Below are 24563 nucleotides of genomic sequence, written 5' to 3'. Positions count from 1 at the left end.
CGGAGGATGATCCGGCTGCGGCCCATGCGGGCGCGCGACGCGGGCGAGTCCCACCGCGTCGCCACCAACCTGGAACTCTTCTTCGACCTGTGCTTCGTCGTCGCGGTCTCGTTCGCCGGCTCCCAGCTCCACCACGCGCTCAGCGAAGGGCACCTGGCCGAGGGCGTCCTCGGCTACCTGACGACGTTCTTCGCCATCTGGTGGGCGTGGATGAACTACACGTGGTTCGCCTCCGCCTACGACAACGACGACTGGCTGTTCCGGGTGATCACGCTCGTCCAGATGTCGGGCGTGCTGGTGCTGGCCGCCGGGGTGCCCAGGGCGTTCCAGGAGCACGACTTCCGCGTGGTCTACGCCGGATACGTGATCATGCGCCTGGCCATGGCCGCCCACTGGCTGCGGGCGGCCTGCGGCGACCGTCCGGGCCGGCGGACGGCCGTGCGGTACGCCATCGGCATCTGCGTCGCGCAGGTCGGCTGGATCCCGCTGCTGGTCGTGCCGGGGGAGTGGTACCTGGCGGCGTTCGCGCTCGGCGTGCTGCTGGAGCTCGCGGTGCCCGTGTGGGCCGAGCGGGGCAGCCCGACCGCCTGGCACCCGCACCACATCGCCGAGCGGTACGGCCTGTTCACGATCATCATGATGGGCGAGAACGTGCTGGCCGCCACGGTCGCCTTCCAGACCGAGGCGCGTACCGCCGGCCTGCGGCCCGAGCTGATCGTGCTGGCCCTGGGCGCGCTGGTGATCGCCTTCGCCATGTGGTGGCTCTACTTCGACCCGCCGACCGCCGAGATCCTCGACTCCACCAGGCACGCCCTCCTCTGGGGGTACGGCCACTACGCGATCTTCGCGGCGGTCGGGGCGTTCAGCGCCGGGGTCGAGGTGAGCATCGACCACGCGTCGGGCACGTCCCACCTGTCCGCCACCGGGGCGGCGCTGGCCGTGTCGGTGCCCGTCGCGGTGTTCCTGTCGATGGTCTGGCTGCTGCATGTGCGGCCCCACCGCTACGGCCTTGCCGACAGCGCGGCCTTCCTGGGCGCGGCCGTGCTCGTGCTGCTGTCGGCGCTGACGCCGGCGCCGATCCCGCTGACGGCGGGCATCCTGGTCGCGCTGGTGGTCGTGACCGGCGCGACCAGGCGCGCGGCCTAGCGTTCGACCTCCGCCATGTTCGGGTAGCGGGCGCCCCGGACGGCGTCCGCGGGCACGGCCCTGGCCAGGGCGTCGAGCTGGTCGGCGGTCAGCGTGACGTCGGCCGCGGCGGCGTTCTCCTCCAGGTACGTCAGGCGTTTCGTGCCGGGGATCGGCACCACGTCGTCGCCCTGGGCCAGCAGCCAGGCCAGCGAGAGCTGGGCGGGGGTGATCCCGGCCGCCGCGGCGATCTCGCGCACCCGCTCGACCAGGCGGGCGTTGTGCTCGGCGTGCTCGCCGGACATGCGGGGCAGGTGCCTGCGGAAGTCGTCGTCGGGAAGCTGGTCGGCGCTCGGCAGCGCGCCGCCGAGCAGGCCCCGGCTGATCGGCGAGTACGCCACCAGCGCGGTGCCCAGCTCCCTGGCCGCGGGCCGGATCTCGGCCTCCAGACCCCGCGTGAACAGCGAGTACTCGCTCTGCAGCGCGGCGATCGGGTGCACGGCGGCGGCCCTGCGCAGCGTGTCGGCGCTCACCTCCGACAGCCCGAGATGGCCCACCTTGCCCTGCTGGACCAGCTCGGCCATGGCGCCGACCGACTCCTCGATCGGCACGTCGGGGTTACGGCGGTGCATGTAGTAGACGTCGATGTGGTCGACGCCGAGCCGCCGGAGCGAGGCGTCGCAGGCCGCCCTGATGTACTCGGGGCTGTTCTCGACCGTGCGGGTGCCGCCCTGGCGGTTGATGCCGAACTTGGTCGCCAGGACGACCTCGTCGCGGCGGTCCCTGACGGCCCGGCCGACCAGTTCCTCGTTGTGGCCGCGTCCGTACATGTCGGCTGTGTCCAGAAAATTCATGCCAAGGTCGAGGGCGCGGTGGATGACGGCAATCGACTCCTTCTCGTCGCCTTGGCCGTAGAACTCCGACATGCCCATGCAGCCCAGGCCGAGGGCCGACACCCGCGGGCCGCCGGTCCCGAGAACACGTGTCTTCATATCCGCTCCCGGTAGGTGTCGATCTTGTGGTCGAGGACGCTCATGTCCGCGCTCAATTCGGCGATCCTGGCCCGGACGCGCTCGCGGTGCAGCTCCAGCATGGCCAGGCGCTCGGCGGAGGTGTGCTCGCCCATCCGGCGCAGCTCCGCGTAGCGGCACATGTCGGCGATGGGCATGCCGGTGGTCCGCAGCTTGGTGAGGAAGTCCAGCCAGCGGAGATCCGCCTCCGCGTAGTCGCGATGCCCGCTGACGTTGCGACCGACCGAGTGGATGAGCCCGATGCGCTCGTAGTAGCGCAAGGTGTGGGCGCTGAGACCCGAACGCTGGGCGGCCTCTTGGATCGTCATGTATCCAGAGTCACCCTTCGAGTGCACTCCAAGTCAAATCAGGGGTGCCGCCGACTGCACCCACCCTGAGGAGGGAGGCCCTACCCAGGGTCGTCTTTCCACAGGTCACGGGCCCGTCCCCGAACTCTGCCGACCAAGGTATTAGGGGACGGATCAGGGCCCGCTGGGGGCTCATCTCCGATGTCGGTCAAGGCCGCCTTACGCGAGCTTTAAGGCATGAAGGGATTGCTTGTCAGCGGGTTCACGGCCATCGGCACCGGAGCCGGCGCGATGCTCACCTTGCACGCCGAATCGGGTCTCGACCCGTTGCACAGCGTGATCAGCGAGTACGCCTTCCAGGCGTCCGGATGGCTGCTGCCGGCCTCGCTGACGCTGTTCGCCGTGGGGTCCGGGCTGATCGCCGAGGCGCTGCGCCGCTCGGGCGCCAACCGCTGGGTCGTCGCGCTGCTGGTGGCGTGGGGGGCGAGCATGTTCCTGATCGGTGCGTTCCCGACCGACCGTCCCGGGGTGCCGCTCTCGTTGTCCGGAGGCATCCACCGCTACGCCGCCTTCGCCGCCTTCCTGGTGATGCCCGCCGCGGGATTCCTGCTGGCCAAGGCCAGGATCCGGTACGCCAGGACGATGCGCGTGCTGAGCGGCGTGGCCCTCGGGGCGCTGTTGCTGGTCGTGGTCCCGTACGTGGTGCGCATGTTCGGCATCCCCCTGAGCAACGACGACATCCCGGCGGGCCTGACCCAGCGGGTCGTGGTCGTGACCGAGATCGGGGTGCTGGCACTGGCGGGCCTGTCGATGCTCAGGCCGGCGGCGCGGCGGGTGTCGGCCGCGCTGGCGTGACGCCTGGCAGGTTCGCGAGGGGCGGGATGATCTTCCCGTCCCTTTTCGCGTGAGAACGGCCTGCTCCTGGAAAGAGGTAAGGCTCTGACCTCGCCCAAGGAGCTGTGAAGATGACCATTTTGATCGCCTACGACGGTTCGGACGACTCCAAGGCCGCCATCGCGTTCGCCGGGCGGGCCGTGCAGGACAGATCCGCCGTCGTGCTGACCGTGTGGGAGCGGCTGGCGATGACCTCGGCCCGCGCCTCGGCCGGGCTCATGATGACCCTCGACAACACCGCGGCCGAGGACGAGGCGATCGGCCAGGCGATGACCGAGCTGGCCGGGCACGGCGCCGAACTGGCCCGCGAGGCCGGCCTCGACGCGACGCCGCGGTGCGACCTGGACTCGGTGGCGGTGTGGTCGACCATCGTGGACGTGGCCGACGAGATCGACGCCACCCTCATCGTCACCGGGACGCGGGGACTGGGCGGCGTGCGATCGCTGCTGCTCGGCAGCACCTCGGACCGCGTCCTGCACCACGCCAGGCGTCCCGTGCTGGTGGTCCCCGGCCCCGAGGCGACCTCCTGACGGACCCGGCGGCGAGGATGTCGGTGGCGTGCGGCAGAGTGGGGGCCTCGGGATCTCCTGACCGGTGACCCGATCAAGGGTGTAGGCCGGGGGAGGGGGCGGCATGGCCGAGGGCCTGGCGCGGCGGCTGGGCACCGGCGACGCGGTCGTCGTCGGGCTGAGCGCGATGATCGGCGCGGGCGTGTTCGCCGCCTTCGCCCCGGCCGCCGCCGCGGCGGGCGGCTCACTGCTCGCCGCCCTCGCGCTCGCCGCCGTCGTGGCCTACTGCAACGCCACCTCATCGGCCCGCCTGGCCGCCCTCCACCCCGAGTCCGGCGGCACCTACGTCTATGGCAGGCGGCGGCTCGGCCCCTTGTGGGGCTACCTGGCGGGCTGGGGCTTCACCGTCGGCAAGACGGCCTCGTGCGCCGCGATGGCCCTCACCTTCGGCTCGTACGTCGCCCCGGGCGCGGCCCGGCCGCTGGCCGTCGCGGCGGTCGTCGCGCTCACCCTGCTCAACCTGTTCGGTGTCCAGCGTTCGGCCGCGGTCGCCCGGGTGATCGTCGTGCTCGTGCTCGCCGTGCTGGCCGCGGTGATCGTCGCCGGGCTGACGGGGGAGCGGCCGTCCGGAATGCCGGGTGCGGGGCTGTCCGGGGCCGGCCCGTGGGGCGTGCTCCAGGGAGCCGGGCTGCTGTTCTTCGCGTTCGCCGGCTACGCCAGGATCGCCACGCTGGGGGAGGAGGTGCGCGATCCGGCCCGTGCCATCCCGAGAGCGATCGGCATCGCCCTCGGCGTCACGCTCGTCGTCTACACGCTGGTGGCGGTGGCCGCGCTGCGCACGCTCGGGGCGTCCGGGCTGGCCGGGTCCGCGGCGCCGCTGGCCGACGTCGTGCGCCGGGCGGGGGCGGAGTGGCTGGTCCCGGTCGTCGGGGCGGGGGCGGCGGTGGCCTCGCTCGGGGCGCTGCTCGCGCTGCTGCTCGGCGTCTCCCGTACCGTGCTCGCGATGGCCAGGGAGCGTGATCTGCCGGGCGTGCTGGCCGCGGTCGACCCGGAGCGCCGCGTCCCGCGCCGGGCCGAGGCGGCGGTCGGGGCCGCGGTGGTCGTGCTGCTGCTGGTGGCCGACCTGCGCGGCGCGATCGGGTTCTCCTCGTTCGGCGTGCTGGTCTACTACGCGATCGCCAACGCCTGCGCGCTGACCCTCTCCCGCGCGGAGGGGGCGCCGGCCAAGGCCGTGCCGGTGCTCGGGCTGGTGTTGTGCCTGGTGCTGGCGTTCACGCTGCCGCTCGCCTCCGTGCTCGCGGGGGTGGCCGTCTTCGCCGTGGGGCTGGCCGTCTGGGCCGTACGCCACCGCGCGAGCGGCTCACGGGCGTAGACTGGGCGTGATTCCTCTCGACGATGGCCCGGGCGTGCCGACGAAAGCGCCCTTCTCGTGAACGTCCGCGTAAGGAACCTCCGCCCGGCCGCATGAGCGGCATCCGGGTGCGCACCCCCAGAGAGCTCCGGGCCCAGCGGCGGCGCAGGCGGCCCCGATGTCTCGGCCATCTCACCGTCGCCCCTTTGTGGCCCATGCACGGCGTCAACCTCGGCACTCTGCTGCGTACCTGCGACGCGGCCGGGGCGTGCCTGGCCGTGCCCCGCCTGCCCTGGGTCCCCGAGGCGCTGGCCAGAGGGAACACCCTCAGGGCCGGAGCATGCGTCCATTGGGTCGATCCGCTGCCCTGGCTGGCCTCCCGGCGCGACCGCGTGCTGGGCGTCGAGCTGGCCGAGAACGCCATCAGGCTGGCCGACCTGCCCATGGCCCGCGAGCCGACCGTCGTCGTGCTCGGCCACGAGGCCACCGGCATCCCCGGCGAGGCGCTCGACCTGCTCGACGCCGTCGTGGAGATCCCGATGATCGGCACCGGGGCCAGCCTCAACGTGGCGGTGGCCGGGTCGCTGGTGCTTTACAAGCTGGCCGGGCTGGCCTGAGGCCAGGTACGATGCCGAACATGACGATCAGCACGGTGATGATGACCCCGTAGGGGGTTTCACCGACGACGTCCTGTTGAGGCCCTGCGACCCGGGGCCTCTCGTCGTGTCGGGGCCCCTTTCGGGAGGCGACCGATGTACATCACGACGACCATCCCCTACGTCAACGCCCGCCCGCACCTCGGGCACGCGCTGGAGCTCGTCCAGGCGGACGTGCTGGCCAGGCACCACCGGCGACGCGGCGAACCCGTGCGGTTCCAGACCGGGACCGACGACAACTCGCTGAAGAACGTGCTGGCCGCCGAGGCCGAAGGGCTGCCGGTGCGGGAGTTCGTGGACCGCAACGCGGCCGCGTTCGAAGGGCTGCGCGAACCGCTGGACCTGTCCTTCGACGCGTTCGTCAGGACGAGCAGTCACCCCGCGCACCGCGCCGGGGTCGAACGCATCTGGAAGGCCGTCGAACGCGACCTCTACCAGCGGCACTACGAAGGGCTCTACTGCGTCGGCTGCGAGCAGTTCTACCCCGAAGAGCCTTGTCCGGAAGGGCACGAGGGGCCCTTGCAGGTGGTCTCGGAGCGGAACTGGTTCTTCCGGCTCTCCCGCTACCAGGACGCCCTGCTCGACCTCATCCGCGGCGGCGGCCTGCGCATCGAGCCGGCCGCCCGGCGCAACGAGGTGCTGGCGTTCGTCGAGGCGGGGCTGGCCGACATCAGCGTCTCGCGGTCGGCGGCGCGCGCCCGCGGCTGGGGCATCCCCGTGCCGGGGGATCCCTCCCAGGTCGTGTACGTGTGGTGGGACGCCCTCGCCAACTACGTCACCGCCCTGGAGGGCGCGGACCACGAGCGCTGGTGGGTGACCGAGCCGGACAAGGTACACCTGGTCGGCAAGGGGGTGATCCGCTTCCACGCGGTCTACTGGCCGGCGATGCTGCTGGCCGCCGGCGAGCCGCTGCCGTCGCAGATCTTCGTGCACGACTACCTCACCGTGAACGGCCGCAAGATCAGCAAGTCGTCCGGGACGGCCGTCGACCCGGTGGCCCTGGTGGACGCGTACGGCGTGGACGCGGTGCGGTGGTGGCTGCTGCGCGAGGTGCCGCGCGTGGGCGACGCCGACTTCACCGAGGAACGCCTGATCGCCAGGGCCGACGAGGACCTGGCCAACGGCGTGGGCAACCTGGTCAACCGGGTGGCCACCATGGTCCACCGGTTCCTGGACGGCGACGTGCCGGAGGTGCGCGAGGAGTTCGGGCCGGGCGACGTGCACGGCGCGCTGCGGGACTTCGACTTCCGCCGGGCCGCCGGAGCGGTGTGGCGGCTGGTGGAGGAGGCGAACAGGTACGTCGAACGCGTCCGTCCGTGGCAGCAGGCCGCCGGCGATCGGGAGGCGTCGCTGGGCGTGCTGGTGGGGGCGTGCCGGACGCTGGCCGTCCAGCTCGATCCGTTCCTGCCGACGGCGGCGGCGCGGGTGGCGGCGGCGGTGTCGGGGGAGCGCCTGCCGCGGCCGGCACCCCTGTTCCCGCGCCTGGCCCGGTGAATCCCGACATGTACCGACGCGCCGATCGGGGCTCGCCCTGGACGGTTGACGGTGCGGCAGGGGCGGCCTACGTTGGGCGCACCTACTGACCAGTTGGTATGGAGGTCCCATGCCCACCGTCGACACCGTCCGGGGCCCGATCGACGTCGAACAGCTCGGCCAGACGCTGATGCACGAGCACGTGTTCGTGGTGGCCGCCGAGCACGTGGACAACTACGGCAAAGGCTCCTGGTGGGACGAGGAGTTCCGGGTCGCCGACGCCATCGCCAAGCTCGGCGCGGTGGCGGCCAAGGGCGTGCGGACGATCGTCGACCCGACGGTGTGGGGCCTCGGCCGCCACATCCCGCGCATCCAGCGCGTGGCCGCCGAGGTGCCCGGCCTGAACATCGTCGTCGCCACCGGCCTGTACGCCTTCGAGGAACTGCCCCACCAGTACGAGCACCGCGGCCCCGGCCTGTTCCTCGACGTCCCCGACCCGATGATCGACGACTTCGTCCGCGACCTCACCGAAGGCATCGCCGACACCGGGGTGAAGGCCGCGTTGCTGAAGTGCGTGGTGGAGCACAAGGGGCTGACACCCGGCGTCGAGCGCATCTGCCGGGCCGTCGCGCGGGCCCACGTACTGACCGGGGCGCCGATCACCGTCCACACGAACGCCTTCACCCAGAGCGGGCTGCTCGCGCTGGACCTGTTCGCCAAGGAAGGGGTGAACCTGGAGAAAGTGGTCGTCGGGCACGCGGGCGACAGCAACGACCTCGACTACCTGATGCGCCTGGCCGACACCGGCGCGACGCTGGGCATGGACCGGTTCGGTCTCGACGTCTACAACCCGACCGAGCAGCGCGTGGCCACGATCGCGGCCCTGTGCCGGCGCGGCTACGCCGACCGCATGGTCCTCAGCCACGACACCGCCTGCTTCATGGACTACTTCGGCGGCGCATGGGACGAAGCCAGAAACGCGCTCGCGCCGAACTGGCGCTACGATCACATTCACGATGACGTTCTGGCCGCACTGCTCGGCTCTGGTGTCACCGATGACCAGATCGAACAGATGCTGGTGTTCAACCCGAGACGCTACTTCTCGTAAAGTGGTCGAGAAGTGACGACAAGTGGGAAACAACGCGGGTAGGTGGAGCTGGGTGACTTCGGAGCAGGCTTTGTCGATCAGCCTCGGACTCCAGGGCCCCTGCGTCATCGCACGGCTGACCGGGGATTTCGACTTCGGGTCCGCGGCCGAGGTGCGCGACCGGGTCACCAAGGCGCTCGACCTCACCCAGCCGCCGCTCCTCGTCATCGACATGCAGGCCGTCAGCGTCTGCGACTCCTCCGGCCTGTCCGTGCTGGTCTACCTGCACAAGGCCGTCACCGCCTCCGGCGGCAAGCTGCTGCTGTCCGGTCTGAACGGCCGGTGCAAGCACCTGTTCGCGATCACCGCGCTGGACAAGTTCTTCGACATCCGCAGCACAGCCGAGCTGGCCATCGCCGAACTCAACGAAGCCGGGAATTCGCCGCCGTTTACCGGGTAGTTGCCGGTACATGTCGGCCGCAGAGCCCGACCTGCTCGGCATGTACCTGGAGCAGATCGGAAAGAACCCCCTGCTCTCCGCCGCGGACGAAGTCGACCTCGCCCGGCGGATCGAGGCAGGACTGTACGCGGGCCACCTGATCGAGCGCGGCGCCGCGACACCGGAGCTCGAAGCCGTCGTGCGCGACGGGCGGCGGGCCAAGGACAAGCTGATCAGGTCCAACCTCCGCCTGGTCGTCGCCGCCGCCAGGCGGTACGCCTTCCGCGGGCTGCCGCTGCTCGACGTCATCCAGGAGGGCAACCTCGGGCTGATCAGGGCCGTGGAGAAGTTCGACTACACCCGCGGGTACAAGTTCTCGACGTACGGGATGTGGTGGATCCGCCAGGCCATCGAACGCGGCATCCACGACAAGAGCCGCACCGTACGGCTGCCCATCCACGTGGCCGAGGACCTGTCGCGGCTGCTCAGGGTCGAGCGGCAGCTCGCCACCGACCTGGGCCGCGAGCCGACGGACGGCGAGCTCGCCGCGTCGGCGTCGCTCACCGCCGGCCAGGTCGCCGCGTTACGCAGGCTCGGCCAGGAGGTGGTCAGCCTGGACCTCCCGGTCGGCGAGTCCGGCGAGAGCCGCATCGCCGACATGATCGCCGACGAGGACGGGGTGGGGGTGCAGGAGGTCGCCGAACGCCGCGCCATGAGCGCCGACGTCCGGGACGTGGTCACGTCGCTGCCGCCGCGCGAGGCGTTCGTCATCAAGCTCCGGTACGGGCTCACCGGGCAGAAGGCGGAGAGCTACAGCGAGATCGCGGACCGGCTCGGGCTCACCAGGGAACGCATCAGGCAGCTGGAGAAGCAGGCACTGAAACGCCTCCGCCAGTACAGCCCCCTCCTGGCCTGGGCCTCCTGACCCCCCAGCCACCGCCCGCCGCCCCTGTTCCCTAGGCTTCATGACCTTCCGGTCACCGACCGGCGGGCCCCTGTCACCCGTGGCCCCTTACCCCGCCTTTTCACCCGCCGCCCCGGACGGCGGGCGTCGTTGCCCGGTCGCCCATCGGCTGCGGAAGGTGGACGTCGTAGCGCAGTCACCTGGTCGGTCCCGGACAGCGGACGGGGGCCGAGCGCGTGCTCGGCCCCCGTTCTCCTCGGGTCTTCGGGTCAGGCGGTGACGAGGAGCGCGACCCCGATCAGCACCGCAACCGGGACGAGCCACATGACGGCCTCGACAGCGAACTCCTTGTACATCGCGCAAGTCTCCCTCGAAACGCCCAAGTGGGGCACCGCTATACGTCACTGCGCAGCATAGCCGCCCCCACCCCCGACTCGATCCACCCACATCCCAGCCGACGCCCCCGATACCCCTCCCCAAGGCCCGACCGTCTGCCCACCGTTCACGGCGGCGGCTCCCATCCACGGATTTTCCTCAAGGCGCAGTCGTCTCGTCGGCCGTTCGCGGTGGCGGCTGCCGTCTATGGCCCGCCTCAAGGCGCAACCGTCTGCCGATTGCTCGCTGCGACGGCTGCCAGCACGGCCTTCGCTCAAGCCCCAGCTCGACCATCGGTCGTTCGCGGCCTTCCACGGCCTTCCTCAAGGTCCAGCCGCCCGTCGGTTGGCCGCTACGACCGCTGCCCGGACGGTCTTTGCTCAAGCCTCAGCTCGTCCATCGGCTGTTCGCGGCCGTCCACGGCCTGCCTCAAGCCCCGGTCGCCCGTTGGCCGTTCGTGGCGAGGGCCGACATCCACGGACTTCGCTCAACACGCAGCCGCCAGTCGGCCTCGCACTGGTGGGCGCGTGACGGCTCGGTGTCGCCCGCCGTCGCCAAGCGGTCCAGACGCCATCAGTGCTCAGCCGTCGCCTGGGTGCACCCCACGTCACCGACCCTGTTGCCGAATCCGGCGAATGGCCACCGCGCGGCCGGGCTTACCCGGTGAGACGTCGCGGTCAGTGGCACAGTCGGTGGCCGGGTTCGTCACGGTCAGGAGCCGTCGCCGGGCGATGGGGACGAGCCAAGTCACAGGTGCTGGCGGGCGATGCGTTTGCCGAGCCCCGCCAGGGACTCGTCGGCCATCAGCGCGGGCAGGCGCGGCGCGTCCACGTCGATCTGGTGCAGTACGGCGGGATGGGCACCGTTGAAACGGCTCCACGCCCGGACGACCTCCGGCATCGCCGCCACCACCGGGTCCGACAGGATGGCCTCCCTCGGCAACCACGACGTCAGGAACTGGCTCACCCGCGCCGGACTCCACCAAAGCGGACGCTCACCCACGAACTCCGCCAACTTCTCGAACGCCTCCCGCGCCCCCGGCACATCGGGCAGATCATGGAAGTCGGCCATCGTGCCGTCGGGCGCCTGCCGTACGAGCCCGGGCACCGCGAGGGCCCGCGCGATGGCCAGCGGACGGACGGCGGCCAGCGTGTCGGCCACCTGAGCCCCCATGATCCGGTCGCCCAGCTCGAACGCGTCCAGCACCCGCCCGGCCACCACCCCCGGCTCGGCCGGGCTCAGGCCCAGGTCGTCGAGGAACTTGACCTCCTCGACGACGGCGTCCACCGCGAGGCCGCCGTTGGGCTGGTCGATGCCGACGACGAGGATGTGCGGCTCCTTGCCGTTCGCGTACCTGAAGGACAGGACGGCCAGGGTCTGCTCGCCGAACGGGTCGGCCTTGCCGTACCAGGCTCCTTCGCAGGTCACCTGACCCATGCGGCGCACCCAACCGGGTAGCCCGAGATCGGCCTCCGTCGTCCCGGGAACCTCCACTCCCAGAACCCGCAGCACACCCGCCCCTGGCCCTGCCTCCGACGCGGCCGCGGATTCCGCCCCCGCGCCCGACTCGGATTCCGGCCCCAGTTCCGCCTCGACTGGCTCGGCCGACTCCTGATCAACGTTCGGATGGGATTCCGCCCCAGGCCATCCGGTCCTGTCGACCGCGGCCAGGGCAGCGAGGGTGAGACGAGACTCAGCGCTCCCGTCCTCGGCCAGCTCGCGCAGGAACGGCCTCACCTCATCGGGCTCCAGAGCAGCGGTGAGCCGGGCCGCCCAGAGCTCGGTCCGCAGCGGCGAGCGCCAGCGAAGCAGGTCGCGGGCTTGGCCGACAGCCATGGAAAACACAGTTGTCCTCACCCTCCGACCGTATCGCCCCCCACCAAGAACCCCCCGCCCAGCCGGTGACTGGGCCAGCCTGAACGGTGGGCTGGTGGCAGGGGGCAGCCCTGACGGTGGGCCGGTTGTGGAGGCCGGCCCGCCGTCAGGGGTTGAGGTCAGCGGTTGTCGCCGCCGAGGCCCGCCTTACGGAGGGCTTCGGCCATCGCGCCCATGGGAGCCGGACGGTCCTGGCGGCGCTGTCCGCCGCGCTGTCCGTCGCCGCGCCCCTGGCCACGACCGCCGTCGCCACGACCGCCCTGGCCGCGACCGCCGTCACGACCGCCACCACCGCGAGCGCCGTCACCCCGGCCACCGTCACCCCGGCCACCGTCACCCCGGCCACCGTCACCCCGGCCACCGTCGCGGCCGTCACCGCGAGAGCCGCCGTCGCGGCCGTCACCGCGAGAGCCGCCGTCGCGGCCGCCCTCGCCACGGGGGGCGGAGCCGTCGCGGCGGGGCTCGTTGCGGGAGCCGTCCGAACGGGCGCCCGACTTGCGGGGCGGGCGGCCCTCGGTGGACGGCTGGGTGACCTCGTCCTCCAGGCGGAGGGTCAGGGAGATGCGCTTGCGCGGGATGTCCACCTCGAGCACCTTGACGCGGACGATGTCACCCGGCTTGACCACGTCGCGCGGGTCCTTGACGAAGGTGCGGGACATGGCCGACACGTGGACCAGGCCGTCCTGGTGGACGCCGATGTCGACGAACGCGCCGAAGGCGGCCACGTTGGTGACCACGCCCTCCAGGATCATCCCCGCCACCAGGTCGGAGATCTTCTCCACGCCCTCCTTGAAGGCCGCCGTCTTGAACGCCGGACGCGGGTCGCGCCCCGGCTTCTCCAGCTCGCGCAGGATGTCGGTGACGGTCGGCAGGCCGAAGGTGTCGTCGGTGAAGTCTTGTGCCCGGATCGTGTGCAGGGCCGAGGTGTTGCCGATCAGCGACTTGAGGTCGGTCTGGACCGAGCTCAGGATGCGCCGGACCACCGGGTAGGCCTCAGGGTGCACGCTGGAGGCGTCGAGCGGGTCGTCGCCGCCCGGGATGCGCAGGAAGCCGGCGCACTGCTCGAACGCCTTGGGCCCGAGCCGCGAGACCTCCTTCAGCGCCGTACGGGTGCGGAACGGCCCGTTGGCGTCGCGGTGGCGCACGATGCCCTCGGCCAGCGTCGCGCCGATGCCCGACACCCGCGTGAGCAGGGGCGCGGACGCCGTGTTGACGTCGACCCCGACCGCGTTGACGCAGTCTTCGACGACGGCGTCGAGCGAGCGGGAGAGCTTGGACTCGGCCAGGTCGTGCTGGTACTGGCCGACGCCGATCGACTTGGGGTCGATCTTGACCAGCTCGGCGAGCGGGTCCTGCAACCGGCGCGCGATGGAGACCGCGCCGCGCAGCGACACGTCGAGGTCGGGCAGCTCCTGGGAGGCGTAGGCCGAGGCCGAGTAGACCGAGGCGCCCGCCTCCGACACCACGATCTTGGTGATCGACGGCATGAGCTTGACCAGGTCGCCGGCCAGCTTGTCGGTCTCGCGCGAGGCGGTGCCGTTGCCGATGGCGATGAGCTCGACGCCGTGCTTCTGGGCCAGCGCGCCGAGCACGGCCAGCGACTGGTCCCACTGGCGCTTGGGCTCGTGGGGGTAGATGGTGGCGGTCTCGACGACCTTGCCCGTGGCGTCGACCACGGCCACCTTCACGCCGGTGCGCAGGCCGGGGTCGAGGCCCATGGTCGCGCGGGTGCCGGCCGGGGCGGCCAGCAGCAGGTCGCGCAGGTTGGCGGCGAAGACGCGCACCGCTTCGTCCTCGGCGGCCTGCCACAGGCGCATGCGCAGGTCGATGCCGAGATGCACGAGGATGCGGGTGCGCCAGGCCCAGCGCACGGTCTCGGTCAGCCACTGGTCGGCCGGACGCCCCTTGTCGGAGATGTCGAACCGGGCGCCGATGCGCAGCTCGTAGTCGGCGGTCTCGTCGGGCTCGAGCGCGACGTTGAGCACCTCCTCCTTCTCGCCCCTGAACATCGCCAGGATGCGGTGGGAGGGCAGCTTGGTGAACGGCTCGGTGAACTCGAAGTAGTCGGAGAACTTCGCCCCCGCCTCCTGCTTGCCCTCGCGCACCTTCGACACGAGCCGGCCGCGGCTCCACAGCCGCTCGCGCAGGTCGCCGATGAGGTCGGCGTCTTCGGCGAACCGCTCGATCAGGATCGCCCTGGCCCCTTCGAGGGCCGCGGCGGCGTCGGCCACGCCCTCGGTGACGAACTCCGCGGCGACCGTGGCCGGGTGGAGCGTCGGGTCGCCGAGCAGCTTGTCGGCCAGCGGCTCCAGGCCGAGCTCGCGGGCGATCTGCGCCTTGGTGCGCCGCTTGGGCTTGTAGGGCAGGTAGATGTCTTCGAGCCTGGCCTTGGTCTCGGCCGCCATGATCTGCGCGCGCAGCTCGTCGTCGAGCTTGCCCTGAGACTCGATCGACTCCAGGATCGCCGCCCTGCGCTCGTCGAGCTCACGGAGGTAGCGCAGCCGTTCCTCGAGCGTGCGGAGCTGCGCGTCGTCGAGGGCGCCGGTGACCTCCTTGCGGTAGCGCGCGATGAACGGCACGGTGGCGCCGCCGTCGAGCAGATCGACCGCCGCCTGCACCTGCCCGTCGCGCACGTCGAGCTCTGCCGCGATCCGCTGGTGAATAGAGAGCACTTGCCTGCCTTTCGATGGTCCCGCCGGTCAATTGTGCAGGACTACGCCGTCTTTCATGACCAGAGTGCGCCGAGGGTGAACGACCACGGCCTCTCCGGGGCCGCTCGCGGGCACCACGACGAGGTCGGCCCGGTCGCCCGGAGCCACGCCGTAGTCGGGCAGCCCGAGGGCCAGCGCGCCGCCCACGGTCGCGGCCTCCAGGGCGAGCTCGATGTCCTCGTCGCGGCGGAACGTGCTGCGGTAGGCCAGGTGCATCGCGCGCTCCAGCATGTCGCCCGAGCCGTAGGGGCCCCACAGGTCGCGGATGCCGTCGTGGCCGCAGGCGACGGTGACGCCCGCGGCGCGCAGCTTCTTGACCGGCGGCACCGGGTAGCTGTAGACGGCGGCGGTGGCGATGGCCACACCCGCGTCGACGAAGCCCTGGATCAGGCGATCCTGGGCGGCGTCGCCGAGCTCGCCCAGCGCGTACGCGTGGCTGACCGTCACCCGGCCGCCGAGCCCCAGCGCCTTGGTGCGCTCGGTGATCAGCTCCAGCTCCCAGCCGCCCAGCGAGCCGCCGTCGTGCAGGTGGATGTCGATGCGCGCGCCGAACCGGTCGGCCAGGCCGAAGATCAGGTCGAGGTGGCGCACGGGATCGCGGTCGCCTCCGGCCGGGTCGAGGCCGCCGATCGCCTCGACGCCGCCTCTGAGCGCCTCGGCCAGCAGGTCGGCGGTGCCGGGGTTGGTGAGCACGCCGTGTTGGGGGAAGGCGACCTGCTGCACGTCGACGGGGGAGCGGGCGGCGGCCTCGCGCACGGCCTCCACGCCCCGCAGGCCCACGGACGGGTCGATGTCGGTGTGGGTGCGCACATGTGTGGTGCCGGCCTCGCTCATCCGGGCCAGCAGCGCGGCGGCGCGCTCGGCGCTCGGCACCCCCAGCTCGGCGCGGCGGCCCAGGTCGTTGGCGATGCGGCCGGCCAGCGAGTCGTCGGCGGAGTGGGGGACCCAGGGACCTCCGTAGAGCGTCTTGTCGAGGTGGCAGTGGGCGTCGACGAGACCGGGCAGGACGAGCTGACCCGAGACGTCGAGGACGAGGGCGCCGGGCGCGTCGAGGGACGGGCCCACGCGGTGGATGCGGCCGTCGCGGACGAGCAGGTCGGCCGGGAACGCGAGCCCCCAGGGCCGCCCGCCGCGGATCAGCACGTCGGTCATGCCCAGCACCCTAAAGGGCGGCACCGACGATTTCCGTGCCCCCGGACGTGAGGGTCGTGAGCCGCCCGCGACGGCGCAGGCGGCTAGTCGGGGCGGGTGGCGAACAGTTCGAGGTGGTGGCAGGAGCGGCAGCGGTAGGCGTCGATCTCCCACTTGGGACGGCCCATCAGCCGGGCGCCGCCGAAGATCCCGCGCGACAGCGCCCCTTCGACCCAGCGGGCGTACCCCCGGGAGTGCTCACCCTGGTCCGCGACGAACCCGGGTTCGAGCCCCTCCTCGCCGCAATGCGTGCACCGTAAGTTGTCCATGCCGCAGAGCCTAGATCTCCGCGAGGTGCGCCACGTTGGCCACGTCGGCCGGATCGGTGCTGGGCCGCCCGCCGAACCAGGCGTCGAGGATCTCGCCGAGCACGACGTCGGAGGTCAGGCGGAGGCTGAGGGCCAGCACGTTGGCGTCGTTCCACCTGCGCGCCCCGTCGGCGGTGTAGGCGTCGGCGCACAGCGCGGCCCGCACCCCGGGCACCTTGTTGGCCGCGATGGAGGCGCCCGTGCCCGTCCAGCAGCAGACCACCGCCTGGTCGGCCCGGCCCTCCGCGACGTCTCTGGCGGCCAGCTCGCAGGCCCACGCCCAGTCGTCGCGCTCGCCGTCGTCGAGTGCGCCGTGGGTCAGCACCTCGTGACCACGCCCGCGCAGCTCGGCCACAATGCGCCCGGCCACCCCGTCGTTGCTGTCCGCCGCCACCGAAATCCGCATGGGCCCATCTCTACCAGCATTGTGGTGGCGGGTGCGGCATGCGCATTTGCCGGATGACCAGCTGGATGACCATGGGCACGAGCATGCCGCCCGCGCCCCCGGCCCCGTAACGCGTTTTCCTTACATGTACCGGGCGCGCATGCGCTCGCAGAAGTCGTCCGACAGCTTGGTCATCAGCCGGGACAGCTCGGCCCGCTCCGGCTCCGGCCAGTCGGACAGCACCTCCTCGAACCACTCGGTGGTGACCCGGCGGCACCTGCTCGCCACCTCGGCCCCTTCCTCGGTGAGCGCGATGCGCCAGGCCCGCCGGTCGTCGGGGTCGCGTACGCGCTCGACCAGCCCGCGCTGCTCAAGGGCCGCGACGTGCCTGGTCACGTGCGGGCTCTCGACCTGCAGCCCCTCGGCGATCATGCCGATCCTGCGGGGCTCGCCCGCGTCGAGCAGATAGACGATGATCTGCACGTCGGGCCGGTCGAGCCGGATGCCGGCCGCCTCGGTGAGCCATTCGTGGGTCTTGGCGCGGTTGAGCGTGACGACCAGCCGCCGGAAGGCCGACACCGTCCTGTTGAGATCTTCGCCCATCTGTTTGCTTACCTAACTTACGTATGTATCATCGTTGCTCGGTTACTTACCTAAGTTATCTAAAGGAGCCGACATGGCGACAGCCGTCGTATCCGCGGCGCGTGAGACGTCGATGCGCAACCCCTGGCCCACGGTGGTCTCTCTGGCGTTCGCGGCCTCCATCGCCGCCCTCCAGAACACCGCGGTGGTCCCGTTGCTTCCCGTGCTGCAGCGGGAGCTGCACGCCTCCCTCTCGGCCGTGAGCTGGACGCTCACCATCAGCCTCTTGGTCGCCGCGGTCTCCACGCCGCTGCTGTCACGCTTCGGCGACATGTACGGCCGGCGCCCGATGATCCTCGGCGCGCTGGGCCTGCTGGTGGTGGGCTCGGTCATGGCGGCGATGGCCACGTCGCTGACCTGGCTGATCGTGGCCCGGATCCTCCAGGGGGCGGTGTCCGCGCTGGTCCCGTTGTCGATCGGCGTGGTCCGCGACCTGCTGCCCAGGCAGCAGCTCGCGACCGGCATCGGCGTGCTGAGCGCGACGATGGGGTTCGGCAGCGGCGGCGGCATGATCCTGGCCGGGCTGGCCGCCGGTGACTACCACCTGGTGTTCTGGATCACCGGCGGGATCTCGCTGGTGGCCGTCGTGATCCTGGCCTTCCTCGTGCGGGACGTGGCGCCGGCCGGCAAGGGCCGTCCCGACCTCGCCGGGGCCGCGCTGCTGACCGCCTGGCTGGTCGCGCTGCTGCTGGCGATCAGCGAGGGCGGCTCGTGGGGCTGGACGTCGCCCGGCGTGCTCGGATTGTTCGCCGGGGCCGCCGTGCTGGCCGTGGTGTGGGTGCTGGTCGAGCGCAGGGTGGCCGAGCCGCTGGTCGAGATGTCGATGCTGGTGCACAGGGGCACGATCGGCGCGACGGTCTCCTCGATGCTGCTCGGGTTCTCGTTCTTCACGATGCTGACCGGCATGTCGCAGTTCGCCCAGGTCCCGAAGGCGACCGGCTTCGGCTTCGGCGCCTCCACCCTCCAGGTCGGGCTGTTCCTGCTGCCGAGCACCCTGTTCATGCTGGTCATCTCGTTGTTCGCGGGGCGGATCATGCGCCGGTTCGCCGCCTCGTTCATGGTGGCGACGGGCGCGGGCGTGACCGGGCTCGCGGGGGCGTGGCTGGCGTTCGAGCACGGCAGCCCGGCCACCCTGTACGTGGCCTCCTCCCTCATGGGCATCGGCCTCGGCATCGGCTACGCCGCGCTGGGCACGATGGCCGTCGAGCACGTCGAGCCGTCCAGGACCGCGCTGGCGGCGGGCGTCAACGCGCTGGTGCGCATCGTCGGCGGCAGCGTGGCGGGCGCGGCCATCGCCGCGATCCTGGCCGCGCGCCCCGGCGTCGTGGGCTTCCAGTGGGTGTTCGGCACCGCCGCGGCGGCCGGGCTGGTCGCGGCGGTGTTCGCCACCGTCTACGGAAGGTTGAACAGCCGGGCCGTCACAGCGCCTTCAGCCCACTGATCACTTCCAGCAGCACCTTGGCGTCCGGCGCGGGGGGCGGCAGCTCGACCTGGACGAGCTGCCGCGCGTGCAGGTCGCCGACCAGCACCCGGACCACGCCGATGGGCAGGTTCAGCTCGGCGGCCACGTCCACCAGCCGGGTCGGCTTGGTGCACTTCTGCATGATGATCAGGTGCTCGGGCCCGAGCCCGACCGGGGGCGTCAGCCCACCGGCGGTGACGATGACCGCGATGAGGTCGATGGCCTCGCTCGCGGGCACCGTACGGCCCCTGGTCAGCAGATAGGCCGGGACGATCGGACCGGCGTCCTCGTCCAGCCAGCGCTCGTCACTCACTTGGCACCACCCGCATCACAGGACGGGCGGGCTCCTTCACGTCGGCCTCCGGTTCCGGATCGGCGACGTGCTCAGCCGGGATCAACACGATCGCGGTGGTCCCTCCATATGGTGAACCGCGTAGCGTCACGCGGATGTCGTGCCTGGCGGCCAGGCGGGAGACGACGAAAAGCCCCAGCTTGTCGCTGTCGGCCAGGTCGAACTCGGGGGGGCTGGCCAGCCGCTCGTTGAGTTCGGCCAGCTCCTGGGCGCTCAGCCCGAGCCCGCGGTCCTCGACCTCGAAGGCGAAGCCGCGGGCGGTCTCCTCGCCGCGCACGATGACCTGCGTGTGCGGCGGCGAGTAGACGGTCGCGTTCTCGATGAGCTCGGCGACCAGGTGGATCACGTCGCCGACCACCGGCCCGGCCAGGCGCTGGCCGGACATCGGCTCGACGGTGACCCGGCGGTAGTCCTCCACCTCGGCCGTCGCGCCGCGGGCCACGTCGAGCAGCGGCACCGGCTTGCTCCAGCCGCGGCCCGGGGTGGCGCCCGACAGGATGATCAGGCCCTCGGCGTGGCGGCGCATGCGGGTGGTCAGGTGGTCGAGGCGGAACAGGTCGTCCAGGGCCTCCGGGTCGGTGGCGCGGTGCTGCATGTCCTCCAGCTGGATGCGCTGGCGGTGCAGCAGGGCCTGGGAACGCCTGGCCAGGTTGCGGAAGACGTGCCCGACGCCCTCGCTGAGCTGCGCCTGGCCGATCGCGGCCTCGACGGCGGTCTGCTGGACGGTGGAGAAGGCCTGGCCGACGTCGCCGATCTCGACCGTGCTGGTGGCCACCGACAACTCCGGCATCTCCACCCTCTCGCCCTTGCGCAGCTTGGCCACCACGTGCGGCAGCCGCTCCTGGGCCACCTCCAGCGCGGCGAGCCTGAGCGCGCCCAGCTCCTTCGACAGCCGGTTGCCCATCCGCAGCGAGAACACGATCGACACGATGACCAGCAGGAAACACGTGCCGGCCAGGATGAACGCCCGCGACAGCACCTGGTCGGCCACGGGGTCGGCGCGCGCGTTGAGCAGCTTGCTGGCCCGCATGAGCGACTCCCCGTACGTCTTGGAGATCGACTCGGTGGTGCTCAGCCAGCCGCGCGGCGGCGTGGCGCCGGCGATGATCCGGTCCTCCATCAGCCGCATGCGCTGGTAGACGGGGGAGGTGACGAGGGAGACCTGGGTGTCGCGCAGGCTCGCGTCCAGCTCGCCGAGCCCCTGGTCGATGAGGAAGCGCCGGTTGCCGACGATCTGGGTGAACTGCCGGCGTTCGGACGGCGTGACCGGCCCGAGCGCGATGGCCTGCTCCCTGGTCAGCAGCTCCTTGGCGTAGCCCAGCTCGATGATCACGCGGGACTGCTCGTAGATCGGGATGTCGTCGATGAGCGCGACGCGCCGGTGCAGGCCGTAGAGGGAGTCGATCACGGTGTTGTACGCCTCGCCGGCGAGCAGACGGTCGGACAGGCCGTCGTCGATCTCACCCCTGATCGCGTCGAGCCTGCCGAGCTGCGTGTACACCGCGTCCACCTGCGTACGGATCTCTTCCGATCGGTCCTTGGAGTTGCTGGAGAGCTTTCTGAACTCGTCCCTGGCGGCGTCGGTGCGGGTGCGCTGGTCGGCCACGTCCTTCTGGGAGGCGGCCCGGCGCAGCAGCTTGGCCGAGGAGAGACGCTCGTGCTGGAGCTCGCTGATCAACTTGTACGCCGGATGGCGGAGGTTCGTCCAGAGTGTCTTGTACTGACGCAGCTCCAGGCTCTCGCCGGCGGTGACGGCGGTGATCACGCCCCACAACACGACCATGGAGGTCAGAGGCACGAGTAGTAGTCCGATGATCTTCATGCGGATCGTCCGGCTACGACCCATGGCACCTCACTCCGGTCGGTCCCCTGCTGGCAACCCCGGACGGGACAAGCCCAGAGGATAGCAATTCGATCACCCAATTGCCCAATTTTTCGGGACTTTTGGACATGTGTCCGTGATCTTGCAGTAGGTTTCCCCCAAATCGGTTACAGAGGGAGCTGCGTTGCGCCGTCGTCTCACAGCGGCCGCCGCGCTGGCGCTTCTGTCGGCCTGTTCCGGGCCCACGGAGGTCCCCCGGCCCCCCGCCGCCGAGTCGGTCTTCGTGTACGCGCAGAACCTGGACGTCATCTCCGACTGGGACCCCGCGAGCTCCTACTCCAACGAGCTCATCGCCTTCCAGAACGTCTACGAGACCCTGACCCTCTGGAACCCCTTCACCAAGAAGTCGGCCCCCCGCCTGGCCACCTCCTGGCGCTCGACGCCCGACGGCCGCACCTGGACGTTCACGCTGCGCCAGGGCGCGACCTTCCACACCGGCCGGCCGGTGGACGCCGCGGCGGTCAAGGCGTCGATCGAGCGCACGATGAAGACCGGCGCGGGCGCGTCCTACATCTGGGACGCCGTCTCCTCCGTCAAGGCCGAGGACGCGAGCACGGTCACGTTCGCCCTGAAGTACGCCGTGCCGCTCGACCTGGTGGCCTCCTCCGGGTACGCGGCCTACATCTACGACACGCAGGCGGCGCCCGACCTGCGTTCATGGCTCGGCGCGGGCAGGGACGCCGGGTCGGGGCCGTACACGGTGGCGGCCTGGCATCCGGGCCAGGAGGAGGAGCTGACGCTCAAGGCGTACCCCAAATACTGGGGCGGATGGGACAAGCCGCACTACAGCACGGTCAAGTACCGCGTCGTGCCCGACCCCGACCGCGCGTGGCGGATGCTGGCCCGCGGCGAGGTGAGCTTCGTGGACCGGCTCAGCCCCCGGCTGTTCGCCAGGGCCGCGGTCACGCCCGGGGTGCGCACCAGCGAGCGGGACTCGTACCAGACGGCCATGCTGCTGTTCAACACCGCGAGCGGCCCGATGAAGGACGTGCGGGTGCGCCGCGCGGTGCAGAAGGCCGTCGACTACCGCGGCCTGGTCAGGGCGCTGCGGGGCGCGGTCGCGCCGGCCGCCGGAATCGTCCCGGAGGGGCTGACCGGCCACGTCGCCGGCCGCGCGCCCCGGCAGGACCTGGCGGGCGCGGCGGCCCTGCTGGGCCGCGCCGGGTACGGGCCCGCGGGCCGGCCGCTGCGGCTGCGGCTCACCTACGCGCAGGGAGACCACGACCAGCGGCTGCTGGCCACCAGCCTGGCGGCGGAGCTGAAGCCGCTGAACGTCACGCTCGACGCCCGCGCCATGCCCTGGAACGCCCAGTGGCAGCAGGGCAGGAAACGCGGCCAGGACATCTTCGTCATGTACTGGTGGCCCGACTACCCCGACGGCTACTCGTGGTTCGGCAACGTCTTCCGCAGCGGCAACCCGCCGGTGTTCAACCTGGCCTACCTGCGTGACAGGACCCTGGACGAGCTGCTCGAAGGGCTGCCCGAGCTCAGCGTGACCGACAAGGAGGCCGCGCAGGCGGCGTACGAGCAGGCCACCGGACGCGTGCTCGACGTGCGGGCCGCCGCGGCGCTGCCCTGGGTGGTGCGGTACCAGCGGGCCTACCTGGGCGGCGTCCAGGGCTACGACGACAACCCGGCCTACCCCGACGTGGTCTTCGCCTACGAGCTGCGCCCGTCCGGCTGAGCCGCCTCCGACGCCGCCTCGACCCGCTCACGCAGCCGCGTCCTGATCTCCTCGGGCGTGTACGCCCGCCGGCGACGTTCGGCGCGCGCGATCACCACCCCCGTGGCCGCGACCCCCGCGATTCCCGCCAGACCGAGCATCTTCCACCAGCGCATGTGCCTAGGCTAGCGATGTGTTGACTCTCGACGAGGCCGTCAAGGTGACCAGAACCGGCGATCTGTGGATCTTCCGCGGGAGGTCCGTGCCCGACCGGGCCATCCAGACGATGACCAACAGCCCGGTCAACCACGTGGGCATGGCGATCGTGATCGAGGACCTGCCGCCCATGATGTGGCACGCCGAGCTGGGCAAGTCGCTGCTCGACCTGTGGGCGGGCACCCACCAGCGCGGGGTCCAGCTGCACGACCTGCGCGACGCGGTCACCGTCTGGGCCGACCGCTACGGCCAGCGTCCCTGGCTGCGCCAGCTCGAACCGCAGGCCACGCCCGAGATGGAGGACGCCGCGCTGCGGGTGGTCGCCCGGCTCGACGGCACCCCGTTCCCGTCCACCGCCCGGCTGGCCGCCCGCTGGGCCAGGGGCCGGGTCCCGCGGCGGGCCAGGAAGGAGGCCACGCTGGAGAGCGCGTACTGCGCGGAGGTCGTGGCCGTCACCTACGAGGAGATGGGCCTGCTGCCCGGCGGCCGGCGTCCCAACTGGTACGACCCGGGCAGGTTCTGGAGCGGCGACGACCTGGAGCTGCTGGCCGGCCGCCGCCTCGGCCACGAGATCACCGTGGGAGTGCCGCGTACGCGGGCCTGACCCTGGCCAGCGGGATCGTCACCACGACGAGCGCGGCCACCAGCACGAACCCCAGCCGGTAGCCGGTGTGCCCGAGCACCAGCCCGAACCCCGTCGCGCCCACGCCCATCCCCGCGTCGTAGGCCAGGTTCCACAGGGCGCTGACGCGGGCCGGCTCGCCGCGCTGGAGCATCATCGTCAGCGTCGCGTTCTGCAGCACCCCGAACCCCGCCCCGAACAGCGCCATCCCGGCCACGACCGCTACGGGAGCGGTCGTCCACGCCTGCAGCGCGGTGCCCGCGGCGGCGGCGAGCAGGCCCGGCACGAGCAGTCCGGCCGGGCCGTGCCGGTCGCCGAACCGGCCCGCCCACCAGCGGGCCGCCGGCGTGGCGAGCGACTGGGCGAGCAGGGCCGCCGAGGCCAGTCCTGGCGAGCCCGCCAGCGGCAGGAACGTCACCAGGACGCCGACGGAGACCGTGACCGAGGCGAAGACCAGCATCGGCGCGGCCAGCCCGCCCGTCCGGCCGCCCGCGCCGGCCGTGGCGGGCCTGCCCGCGGGCAGGCCCGTCACCGCCACGAGCCCGGCCAGGGGCAGCAGCCCGGCGACCACGAGGACGGGCGCGAACCCGAGCACGTCGGCCGCCCACAGGCCCAGCGGCAGCCCGGCGACCGAGGGCACGCCGACGGCCAGGCCGTACAGTCCGAGCCCCTCGCCGCGGCGCTCGGCGGGCACCAGGTCGGCGGTGAGCGCGGTGCCGGCGACCACGAGCACGCCGAGGCCCGCGCCGCGCAGCAGCGACACGGCCAGCACCACGGGCAGCTCCGCCGACAGCGGGAGCAGCAGGGCGGGCAGGCCGAGCAGGACCAGGCCGAGCGCCATCGCCGCGCGGTAGCCGTGCCGCGACAGCAGCCAGGGGACGGCCAGCTCGGCGAGGACGGTGGACGCCATCATCGCGCCGGTCGCCAGGCCCGCGCCGGACGCGCCGGAGCCGCCGGTCGCCGCGTACAGGGGGACGGTGGAGAACAGCAGGAAGAAACCGAGCATCCCGGTCACCGAGGCGGCCATCATCAGGCTCAACGAACGCGACATCATGCCTTCGACGATGACGAATCCCGCCTTGGACGGGATCGGGCATGATGCGTAGCCGCCTCTTCATAATGA

At 71.7% G+C, this 24563-nt stretch carries 24 protein-coding genes; 12 read left to right on the top strand and 12 right to left on the bottom strand.

Translation table 11 applies throughout. The features are described from left to right. Positions 1 to 6 precede the first annotated feature (6 nt). Entirely contained in the window at positions 7 to 1146 is a 1140-nt protein-coding gene (locus ABZ459_RS31925) for a low temperature requirement protein A (protein WP_357978259.1), read from the top strand. Here ABZ459_RS31925 and ABZ459_RS31920 read toward each other — a convergent pair. Together ABZ459_RS31920 and ABZ459_RS31915 are read right to left on the bottom strand one after the other, a co-directional pair. Continuing rightward, positions 1143 to 2117 carry an aldo/keto reductase gene (locus ABZ459_RS31920; protein WP_357978256.1) on the bottom strand — a complete coding sequence of 325 codons (975 nt, stop codon included), beginning with the start codon at positions 2115 to 2117 and terminating at the stop codon, positions 1143 to 1145. The genes ABZ459_RS31925 and ABZ459_RS31920 overlap by 4 nt on opposite strands. After that, entirely contained in the window at positions 2114 to 2464 is a 351-nt protein-coding gene (locus ABZ459_RS31915) for a MerR family transcriptional regulator (protein WP_357978253.1), read from the bottom strand. Before ABZ459_RS31915 ends, ABZ459_RS31920 begins: the two co-directional genes overlap by 4 nt. Positions 2465 to 2680: 216 nt before the next feature. On the opposite strand from ABZ459_RS31915, the gene ABZ459_RS31910 reads away from it, so the two are divergent. From ABZ459_RS31910 to ABZ459_RS31875, 8 genes are all read left to right on the top strand, one after another. Then, positions 2681 to 3298 carry a DUF998 domain-containing protein gene (locus ABZ459_RS31910; protein ID WP_357978250.1) on the top strand — a complete coding sequence of 206 codons (618 nt, stop codon included), beginning with the start codon at positions 2681 to 2683 and terminating at the stop codon, positions 3296 to 3298. A 110-nt stretch (positions 3299 to 3408) separates the two neighbouring features. After that, on the top strand, positions 3409 to 3867 hold the full coding sequence (locus ABZ459_RS31905; RefSeq protein WP_357699338.1) for a universal stress protein: 459 nt from the start codon (positions 3409 to 3411) through the stop codon (positions 3865 to 3867). A gap of 103 nt (positions 3868 to 3970) precedes the next feature. Beyond that, entirely contained in the window at positions 3971 to 5218 is a 1248-nt protein-coding gene (locus tag ABZ459_RS31900) for an APC family permease (RefSeq protein ID WP_357978248.1), read from the top strand. A 194-nt stretch (positions 5219 to 5412) separates the two neighbouring features. Further along, the gene (locus ABZ459_RS31895; RefSeq protein WP_357978673.1) at positions 5413 to 5814 is read left to right on the top strand and encodes a TrmH family RNA methyltransferase; all 402 of its coding nucleotides are present in this window, start codon (positions 5413 to 5415) and stop codon (positions 5812 to 5814) included. Positions 5815 to 5949: 135 nt separating this feature from the next. Continuing rightward, a complete protein-coding gene (locus ABZ459_RS31890) occupies positions 5950 to 7347 on the top strand; it encodes a methionine--tRNA ligase (protein ID WP_357978245.1) in 1398 nt (465 codons plus the stop codon). A gap of 109 nt (positions 7348 to 7456) precedes the next feature. Next, positions 7457 to 8434 carry a phosphotriesterase-related protein gene (locus ABZ459_RS31885; protein ID WP_357978242.1) on the top strand — a complete coding sequence of 326 codons (978 nt, stop codon included), beginning with the start codon at positions 7457 to 7459 and terminating at the stop codon, positions 8432 to 8434. A gap of 52 nt (positions 8435 to 8486) precedes the next feature. Beyond that, the gene (locus tag ABZ459_RS31880; RefSeq protein ID WP_352327166.1) at positions 8487 to 8873 is read left to right on the top strand and encodes an STAS domain-containing protein; all 387 of its coding nucleotides are present in this window, start codon (positions 8487 to 8489) and stop codon (positions 8871 to 8873) included. 10 nt (positions 8874 to 8883) lie between these two features. Then, a complete protein-coding gene (locus ABZ459_RS31875; protein WP_357978239.1) occupies positions 8884 to 9777 on the top strand; it encodes a sigma-70 family RNA polymerase sigma factor in 894 nt (297 codons plus the stop codon). 1101 nt (positions 9778 to 10878) lie between these two features. Here the strand turns inward: ABZ459_RS31875 and ABZ459_RS31870 are convergent. The 6 genes from ABZ459_RS31870 to ABZ459_RS31845 form a co-directional block, all read right to left on the bottom strand. Continuing rightward, positions 10879 to 11568: a hypothetical protein gene (locus ABZ459_RS31870; RefSeq protein WP_357978236.1), complete on the bottom strand. Its 690-nt coding sequence runs from the start codon at positions 11566 to 11568 to the stop codon at positions 10879 to 10881. Between the two features lie 557 nt (positions 11569 to 12125). Then, entirely contained in the window at positions 12126 to 14678 is a 2553-nt protein-coding gene (locus tag ABZ459_RS31865; protein WP_357978233.1) for a Tex family protein, read from the bottom strand. A 27-nt stretch (positions 14679 to 14705) separates the two neighbouring features. Next, complete coding sequence (locus tag ABZ459_RS31860; RefSeq protein ID WP_357978230.1) at positions 14706 to 15869, bottom strand: amidohydrolase; 1164 nt, start codon at positions 15867 to 15869, stop codon at positions 14706 to 14708. Between the two features lie 83 nt (positions 15870 to 15952). Then, positions 15953 to 16177, bottom strand: coding sequence for a hypothetical protein (locus ABZ459_RS31855; protein ID WP_357978227.1), 225 nt, complete (start codon positions 16175 to 16177; stop codon positions 15953 to 15955). Positions 16178 to 16187: 10 nt separating this feature from the next. Then, positions 16188 to 16622, bottom strand: a complete 435-nt coding sequence (locus ABZ459_RS31850; RefSeq protein WP_357978224.1) for an RpiB/LacA/LacB family sugar-phosphate isomerase — start codon at positions 16620 to 16622, stop codon at positions 16188 to 16190. 120 nt (positions 16623 to 16742) lie between these two features. Next, positions 16743 to 17204 carry a MarR family transcriptional regulator gene (locus ABZ459_RS31845; protein ID WP_357978221.1) on the bottom strand — a complete coding sequence of 154 codons (462 nt, stop codon included), beginning with the start codon at positions 17202 to 17204 and terminating at the stop codon, positions 16743 to 16745. A gap of 73 nt (positions 17205 to 17277) precedes the next feature. On the opposite strand from ABZ459_RS31845, the gene ABZ459_RS31840 reads away from it, so the two are divergent. Beyond that, positions 17278 to 18684: an MFS transporter gene (locus tag ABZ459_RS31840; RefSeq protein WP_357978218.1), complete on the top strand. Its 1407-nt coding sequence runs from the start codon at positions 17278 to 17280 to the stop codon at positions 18682 to 18684. Here the strand turns inward: ABZ459_RS31840 and ABZ459_RS31835 are convergent. Continuing rightward, positions 18662 to 19018: a DUF742 domain-containing protein gene (locus ABZ459_RS31835; RefSeq protein WP_352328721.1), complete on the bottom strand. Its 357-nt coding sequence runs from the start codon at positions 19016 to 19018 to the stop codon at positions 18662 to 18664. The two genes, ABZ459_RS31840 and ABZ459_RS31835, sit on opposite strands and share 23 nt — an antisense overlap. Next, a complete protein-coding gene (locus ABZ459_RS31830) occupies positions 19011 to 20855 on the bottom strand; it encodes a nitrate- and nitrite sensing domain-containing protein (RefSeq protein WP_357978215.1) in 1845 nt (614 codons plus the stop codon). Before ABZ459_RS31830 ends, ABZ459_RS31835 begins: the two co-directional genes overlap by 8 nt. 208 nt (positions 20856 to 21063) lie before the next feature. On the opposite strand from ABZ459_RS31830, the gene ABZ459_RS31825 reads away from it, so the two are divergent. After that, complete coding sequence (locus tag ABZ459_RS31825; protein ID WP_357978212.1) at positions 21064 to 22623, top strand: ABC transporter substrate-binding protein; 1560 nt, start codon at positions 21064 to 21066, stop codon at positions 22621 to 22623. Here ABZ459_RS31825 and ABZ459_RS31820 read toward each other — a convergent pair. Continuing rightward, the gene (locus tag ABZ459_RS31820; RefSeq protein ID WP_357978675.1) at positions 22599 to 22778 is read right to left on the bottom strand and encodes a hypothetical protein; all 180 of its coding nucleotides are present in this window, start codon (positions 22776 to 22778) and stop codon (positions 22599 to 22601) included. The genes ABZ459_RS31825 and ABZ459_RS31820 overlap by 25 nt on opposite strands. Positions 22779 to 22798: 20 nt before the next feature. Between ABZ459_RS31820 and ABZ459_RS31815 the strand changes: the two genes are divergently transcribed. Then, on the top strand, positions 22799 to 23422 hold the full coding sequence (locus ABZ459_RS31815; RefSeq protein WP_357978671.1) for a hypothetical protein: 624 nt from the start codon (positions 22799 to 22801) through the stop codon (positions 23420 to 23422). On the opposite strand, the gene ABZ459_RS31810 is transcribed toward ABZ459_RS31815, so the two are convergent. Then, complete coding sequence (locus tag ABZ459_RS31810) at positions 23391 to 24494, bottom strand: MFS transporter (RefSeq protein WP_357978209.1); 1104 nt, start codon at positions 24492 to 24494, stop codon at positions 23391 to 23393. The two genes, ABZ459_RS31815 and ABZ459_RS31810, sit on opposite strands and share 32 nt — an antisense overlap. Between the last annotated feature and the right edge of the window lie 69 nt (positions 24495 to 24563).

It is taken from the genome of Nonomuraea sp. NPDC005692 (assembly GCF_040631115.1).
In the GTDB taxonomy this organism is placed as follows: Bacteria; Actinomycetota; Actinomycetes; order Streptosporangiales; family Streptosporangiaceae; genus Nonomuraea.
This window is presented reverse-complemented; position numbering and strand designations above follow the sequence as displayed.

Excerpts from the sequence above, each read along its gene's own strand:
- ABZ459_RS31925 (WP_357978259.1), top strand. The coding sequence starts at position 7 with ATGATCCGGCTGCGGCCCATGCGGGCGCGCGACGCGGGCGAGTCCCAC.
- ABZ459_RS31920 (WP_357978256.1), bottom strand. The coding sequence starts at position 2,117 with ATGAAGACACGTGTTCTCGGGACCGGCGGCCCGCGGGTGTCGGCCCTC.
- ABZ459_RS31915 (WP_357978253.1), bottom strand. The coding sequence starts at position 2,464 with ATGACGATCCAAGAGGCCGCCCAGCGTTCGGGTCTCAGCGCCCACACC.
- ABZ459_RS31910 (WP_357978250.1), top strand. The coding sequence starts at position 2,681 with ATGAAGGGATTGCTTGTCAGCGGGTTCACGGCCATCGGCACCGGAGCC.
- ABZ459_RS31905 (WP_357699338.1), top strand. The coding sequence starts at position 3,409 with ATGACCATTTTGATCGCCTACGACGGTTCGGACGACTCCAAGGCCGCC.
- ABZ459_RS31900 (WP_357978248.1), top strand. The coding sequence starts at position 3,971 with ATGGCCGAGGGCCTGGCGCGGCGGCTGGGCACCGGCGACGCGGTCGTC.
- ABZ459_RS31895 (WP_357978673.1), top strand. The coding sequence starts at position 5,413 with ATGCACGGCGTCAACCTCGGCACTCTGCTGCGTACCTGCGACGCGGCC.
- ABZ459_RS31890 (WP_357978245.1), top strand. The coding sequence starts at position 5,950 with ATGTACATCACGACGACCATCCCCTACGTCAACGCCCGCCCGCACCTC.
- ABZ459_RS31885 (WP_357978242.1), top strand. The coding sequence starts at position 7,457 with ATGCCCACCGTCGACACCGTCCGGGGCCCGATCGACGTCGAACAGCTC.
- ABZ459_RS31875 (WP_357978239.1), top strand. The coding sequence starts at position 8,884 with ATGTCGGCCGCAGAGCCCGACCTGCTCGGCATGTACCTGGAGCAGATC.
- ABZ459_RS31870 (WP_357978236.1), bottom strand. The coding sequence starts at position 11,568 with ATGGGTCAGGTGACCTGCGAAGGAGCCTGGTACGGCAAGGCCGACCCG.
- ABZ459_RS31860 (WP_357978230.1), bottom strand. The coding sequence starts at position 15,869 with ATGACCGACGTGCTGATCCGCGGCGGGCGGCCCTGGGGGCTCGCGTTC.
- ABZ459_RS31855 (WP_357978227.1), bottom strand. The coding sequence starts at position 16,177 with ATGGACAACTTACGGTGCACGCATTGCGGCGAGGAGGGGCTCGAACCC.
- ABZ459_RS31850 (WP_357978224.1), bottom strand. The coding sequence starts at position 16,622 with ATGCGGATTTCGGTGGCGGCGGACAGCAACGACGGGGTGGCCGGGCGC.
- ABZ459_RS31845 (WP_357978221.1), bottom strand. The coding sequence starts at position 17,204 with ATGGGCGAAGATCTCAACAGGACGGTGTCGGCCTTCCGGCGGCTGGTC.
- ABZ459_RS31840 (WP_357978218.1), top strand. The coding sequence starts at position 17,278 with ATGGCGACAGCCGTCGTATCCGCGGCGCGTGAGACGTCGATGCGCAAC.
- ABZ459_RS31820 (WP_357978675.1), bottom strand. The coding sequence starts at position 22,778 with ATGCGCTGGTGGAAGATGCTCGGTCTGGCGGGAATCGCGGGGGTCGCG.
- ABZ459_RS31810 (WP_357978209.1), bottom strand. The coding sequence starts at position 24,494 with ATGATGTCGCGTTCGTTGAGCCTGATGATGGCCGCCTCGGTGACCGGG.